This is a genomic window from Streptomyces canus 299MFChir4.1, from assembly GCF_000383615.1.
GTDB classification, from domain to species: Bacteria; Actinomycetota; Actinomycetes; order Streptomycetales; family Streptomycetaceae; genus Streptomyces; species Streptomyces canus_C.
The window spans coordinates 1-4,115 of record NZ_KB911682.1; the positions used below are offsets into that span (position 1 = coordinate 1).

General features: G+C 71.1%; 5 protein-coding genes. 4 read left to right on the top strand and 1 reads right to left on the bottom strand.

What is annotated here, in order from left to right; genetic code table 11:
• Positions 1-100, bottom strand: a 100-nt coding sequence (locus H293_RS58255; RefSeq protein WP_158694612.1) for a CoA transferase, incomplete at its 3' end; no start/stop codon positions are given.
• Positions 101-240: 140 nt separating this feature from the next.
• Between H293_RS58255 and sucC the strand changes: the two genes are divergently transcribed.
• The 4 genes from sucC to H293_RS58260 all read left to right on the top strand — a co-directional run.
• Positions 241-1,371 (top strand): ADP-forming succinate--CoA ligase subunit beta, encoded by a 1,131-nt coding sequence (gene sucC / locus H293_RS0148690; RefSeq protein ID WP_020124991.1) that lies wholly within the window; start codon positions 241-243, stop codon positions 1,369-1,371.
• Positions 1,372-1,382: 11 nt separating this feature from the next.
• Positions 1,383-2,282 (top strand): succinate--CoA ligase subunit alpha, encoded by a 900-nt coding sequence (sucD, locus tag H293_RS0148695; protein ID WP_020124992.1) that lies wholly within the window; start codon positions 1,383-1,385, stop codon positions 2,280-2,282.
• A gap of 97 nt (positions 2,283-2,379) precedes the next feature.
• Entirely contained in the window at positions 2,380-3,936 is a 1,557-nt protein-coding gene (locus H293_RS0148700) for an aldehyde dehydrogenase family protein (protein WP_020124993.1), read from the top strand.
• Positions 3,937-4,009: 73 nt separating this feature from the next.
• Positions 4,010-4,115 (top strand): CoA transferase (locus tag H293_RS58260; protein WP_397896583.1); only part of this gene is annotated, 106 nt, incomplete at its 3' end.

Genomic DNA, 4,115 nt, shown 5'->3' on the forward strand with positions numbered 1-4,115 from the left:
CATCCGCCCCCAGCCACGCCAGCAACTGCGTCGCCGACGGACCCGACTGCACATGCGTCATGTCCAGCACCCGCACACCATCAAGCGCCAACGTCGTCACGGATCACCTCACGGCCATGTTTGGCACATTGCATACAGTCGACGAATACTGTATGAAGATTGTTATCCCGCATCCGATGGGTGATGTCCAGGGGGCGTGCAGCACTTTTGAGTCGTGCACTTTGAGACGGGAGCCCAAGCATGGACCTGTACGAGCACGAAGCCCGGGGGCTTTTCGAAGAACGCGGGATTCCGGTGTCCAGGGCGGAGGTCACCGACTCGCCCCAGGAAGCACGGGTGATGGCCCGTAGGCTCGGCGGCAGCGTCGTCGTCAAGGCGCAGGTCAAGACCGGCGGCCGGGGCAAGGCGGGCGGAGTGCGGCTCGCCGCCGACCCGGCCGAGGCCGAGAGGACGGCACGCCGGATCCTCGGCATGGACATCAAGGGGCACAAGGTCGGCAAGGTCATGCTGGCCCAACCCGTGGACATCGAGAGCGAGTTCTACGTCGCCTACGTCCTCGACCGGGCCGCGGGCAGCTTCCTCGCGATCGCCTCGGCGGCGGGCGGCATGGACATAGAGGAGGTCGCCGCGGTTCGCCCGGAGGCGGTCGCCCGGATACCGATCGACCCCGCCGAGGGCGTCACCTCGGCGAAGGCGGGCGAGATCGCCGAGGCGGCCGGACTGCCGCCGGGGACCGTCGACGTTCTCGTACGACTCTGGGAGGTGCTGGTCGGCCAGGACGCCGTCCTCGTCGAGGTCAACCCGCTCGTCCGCACCCGTCAGGGGCACATCCTCGCCCTCGACGGCAAGGTCACCCTCGACGACAACGCCCGCTTCCGGCAGCCCCGTCGGGGTACCGGGAGCATGGCGTGCGACGATCCGCTGGAGGCCGCGGCCGCCGCGAAGGGCCTCAACTACGTGAAGCTCGACGGCTCGGTCGGCATCATCGGCAACGGCGCCGGCCTGGTCATGTCGACCCTCGACGTGGTCGCCGGCTGCGGAGCCCGGCCCGCCAACTTCCTCGACATCGGCGGCGGCGCCTCGGCCCAGGTCATGGCCGACGGACTGACGGTCATCCTGTCGGACCCGGCCGTGAAATCCGTGTTCGTCAACGTCTTCGGCGGCATCACCGCCTGTGACGCGGTCGCCGACGGCATCGTCCGGGCCCTGGACGAGGTCCGGCTCACCAAGCCGCTCGTCGTGCGCCTCGACGGCAACAACGCCGCCCGCGGCCGGGCCCTCCTCGACGAACGCGCCCACCCCCTGGTCCAGCAGGCCACCACCATGGACGGCGCCGCCCGCCGCGCCGCCGAACTCGCCAACGCCGGCTGAAGGAGGAGAACATGGCCATCTTCCTGACCAAGGAATCCAGGGTCCTCGTCCAGGGCATGACCGGCGGCGAGGGCATGAAACACACCCGGCGCATGCTCGCGGCCGGCACCAACGTGGTCGGCGGCGTCAACCCGCGCAAGGCCGGACAGCGAGTCGACTTCGACGACCGGGCCGTACCCGTCTTCGGCACGGTCGCCGACGGCATACAGGCGACCGGAGCGGACGTCACCGTCGTCTTCGTGCCACCCCCCTTCGCCGGAGCTGCAGTCGTCGAGGCCGTGGACGCGGGGATCGCCCTGGCCGTCGTCATCACCGAAGGCATCCCCGTCCACGACTCCGTCGCCTTCACCTCGTACGCGAAGAAGAAGGGGACCCGGATCGTCGGCCCCAACTGCCCCGGCCTGATCACCCCCGGCCAGTCCAACGCCGGCATCATCCCGGCGGACATCACCAGGTCCGGCCGCGTCGGCCTGGTGTCCAAGTCGGGCACGCTCACCTACCAACTCATGTACGAGCTGCGCGACATCGGCTTCTCCACCTGTGTCGGCATCGGCGGAGACCCCGTCGTCGGCACCACCCACATCGACTGCCTGGCCGCCTTCCAGGACGACCCCGACACCGAACTGATCGTCCTCATCGGGGAGATCGGCGGGGACGCCGAGGAACGGGCGGCCGCCTACATCCGTGAGCACGTCACCAAGCCCGTCGTCGGCTACATCGCCGGATTCACCGCGCCCGAGGGACGGACCATGGGCCACGCCGGCGCCATCGTGTCCGGTTCGGCGGGCACGGCGCAGGCGAAGAAGGCGGCGCTGGAGGCGGTCGGCGTCAAGGTCGGGAACACCCCCACCGAGACGGCCCGCCTCGTGCTCGCCCTGCTGGACACGGTCCGCCAGGCCCCTCACGCCTGACCCGGACCCCCACACGGCGGCGGACGGAGATTCGCCCGGCCCCGCCGCGTCCCCGGACACCCCGCCCCCGACTGTGCACCGAGAGCGGAGACATCGCATGACCACCACCCTCAACTCCACCCACCTCGTGGTGAAGTCCGGTACCTCCTGGAACGACGCATGGCAACGCTGCCTCGCGGTCGCCCCCGAGGCATTCCGGGACGACCGCGTCCTCAACCTCTGGGCCTCCGCCTGGCGGGCCGACGGCCGCGCACTGCCCGCCACCAGCCCCGTCGACGGCAGCCCGATCGCCGGCCCGCCGCGCCTGGACCGGGAAGCCGCCCACCACGCCGTCCGCGCCTCCCTCGACCAGCACCGCGCCTGGCGGCACATACGGCTCGAAGAGCGCCGGGCCCGCGTCGCGGCCACCCTCGACGCCCTCACCCAGCACCGCGAACTCCTCGCCCTGCTGCTGGTCTGGGAGATCGGCAAGCCCTGGCGGCTCGCGCAGGCCGACGTCGACCGGGCCATCGACGGCGTGCGCTGGTACGTCGACGGCATCGAACCCATGGTCGAGGGCCGCGCCCCGCTGGACGGGCCGGTGTCCAACATCGCCAGCTGGAACTACCCGATGAGCGTGCTCGTGCACGCCATGCTGGTGCAGGCACTGGCGGGCAACGCGGTCATCGCCAAGACCCCGACCGACGGCGGCGTCGCCTGCCTGACCCTGGCCTGCGCGCTCGCCGCCCGTGAAGGGATACCCGTCACCCTCGTCAGCGGCAGCGGGCGGGAGCTGTCCGAGGCGCTGGTGCGGGCGCCCGAGATCGGCTGCGTCTCCTTCGTCGGCGGCCGCGACACCGGCGCCGCCGTCGCCACGGCCGTCGCCGACCTCGGCAAGCGCCACGTCCTCGAACAGGAGGGACTCAACACCTGGGGGATCTGGAACCACACCGACTGGGACGCGCTCACCGCCGTCATCCCCAAGCTCTTCGACTACGGCAAGCAGCGCTGCACCGCCTACCCGCGGTTCGTCGTCCAGCGCGAGCTGTTCGACGAGTTCCTGACGGCCTATCTCCCCGCCGTGCGCACCCTGCGCCTCGGCCACCCCCTCGCCGTCGAGCACCCCGACGACCCGTACCCGGCGCTGGACTTCGGGCCGGTGATCAACGCGGCCAAGGCGAAGGAACTCCGCGACCAGGTCGCCGAGGCCATCAACCGCGGAGCCGTCCCCGTGCACCGCGGCAGCGAGGCCGACGCCCGCTTCCTGCCCGGCCAGGACACCTCGGCATACGTCCAGCCGGTCACCCTCCTCAACCCGCCCCCTTCCTCACCCCTGCACCACGCGGAACCCTTCGGCCCGGTCGACACCATCGTCCTGGTCGACACCGAGGCGGAACTGCTGGCCGCGATGAACGCCTCCAACGGCGCCCTGGTGGCCACCCTGTCCACCGACGACCGGGCCACCTTCGACCGGCTCGCCCCGCAGATCCGCGCCTTCAAGATCGGCCACGGCAAGCCGCGTTCCCGCGGCGACCGCGACGAGCTGTTCGGCGGGTTCGGCGCCTCCTGGAGCGGCGCCTTCGTCGGCGGCGAACTGCTGATCCGCGCGGTGACTCAGGGCCCGGCCGGTGAACGGCTGCCCGGGAACTTCCCCGAGTACCAGCTGATGCCGTGAGAAAGGCCGGGGCGGCGCACCGGGAAGGGGCGCCGCCCGGCCACCGGCGAACACACGACGACGCAGAGATGGGGTGGCGAGCATGACGTTGGCGCTTGATGGTGTGCGGGTGCTGGACATGACGCATGTGCAGTCGGGTCCGTCGGCGACGCAGTTGCTGGCGTGGCTGGGGGCGGATG

Bases quoted from the DNA above. Each gene is read 5' to 3' on its own strand.
- sucC (WP_020124991.1), top strand. From the start codon at position 241: ATGGACCTGTACGAGCACGAAGCCCGGGGGCTTTTCGAAGAACGCGGG.
- sucD (WP_020124992.1), top strand. From the start codon at position 1,383: ATGGCCATCTTCCTGACCAAGGAATCCAGGGTCCTCGTCCAGGGCATG.
- H293_RS0148700 (WP_020124993.1), top strand. From the start codon at position 2,380: ATGACCACCACCCTCAACTCCACCCACCTCGTGGTGAAGTCCGGTACC.